Annotated in this window: 1 pseudogene; it reads left to right on the forward strand. The window is 75.7% G+C overall.

Annotated features, from left to right (window positions below):
* Positions 1 to 199: 199 nt before the first annotated feature.
* A pseudogene (locus tag VT50_RS38155) lies at positions 200 to 418 on the forward strand (hypothetical protein); the annotation flags it as partial.
* Positions 419 to 869 lie beyond the last annotated feature (451 nt).

The following is an 869-nucleotide window of genomic DNA, read 5'->3' on the forward strand; positions in this document are numbered from 1 at the left end:
CCCTTCCCACAACTGGGGCTCCGCCCCAGCCCCCCCGCTGGGGCTCCGCCCCGGGCCCGCGGAAGATCCGCCGGATCCCGAGCCGAAGTCCTTGCCACGCGGTGGAGCCGCATAGCGGCACTACGGAAAGAGAGAAGCGGAGCTCCACCCCGGGCCCCCGCCCCCAGCCGGGAGCCCCTGCCTCGATGCGCGGCCGCACGGCCCCGACATCTCGCTCGCCGCGGCGGCCGTCGTCCTGGACCTCGACACCTTCGAGGCCGCGGAGCTTCTGGAGTCCCTGGTCGACGCCTCCCTGCTGGAGTCCGCGGCACCGGGCCGCTACCGCTATCACGACCTCGTGCGGCTCTACGCACGCGAGCGTGCCGAACGGCACCAGTCGGCCGCCGACCGCGAGGCGGCGCTCGCCCGGCTGCTGGACGATATCGCTCTCTGCGGGAAGGGACGGGAGGGAAAATGGGGGCCGCCCCAAACCCCGAGGCCGAGCCCCTGCCGCGGGACGCAGCCGTACAGCGGTGCGGCGGGATGCGGCCCCGCCGCGTGCGGGGGCTACGCCCCACACCCCGGGGGCAGCCCCGGACCCCGGGGGCAGCCCCGGACCCTAGGGCGACGCCCTTGCCCATGCGGCACCGCCAAACGGTGATGCTGCGGGACGCGGCCCCGCCACCTGGGGGCACCGCCGCAGAGCGAAGCCCCTGCCGCTCGGCGCAGGTGCCCATCGCCCCCTGCAGGATGGGGCGGGAAGGGAAAGCCGAGGTCTGCCCCGGGCCCGGGGCGAAGCCCTTGCCGCGCGCAGCCGCACATCGACGCCGCAGGTTGCGGCTTCGCCGCGCGGGGGCTCGGGTTGCGTCCTGGGAAGTGGTGTACGGGTT

This window comes from Streptomyces antioxidans, from assembly GCF_000968685.2.
GTDB lineage: Bacteria > Actinomycetota > Actinomycetes > Streptomycetales > Streptomycetaceae > Streptomyces > Streptomyces antioxidans.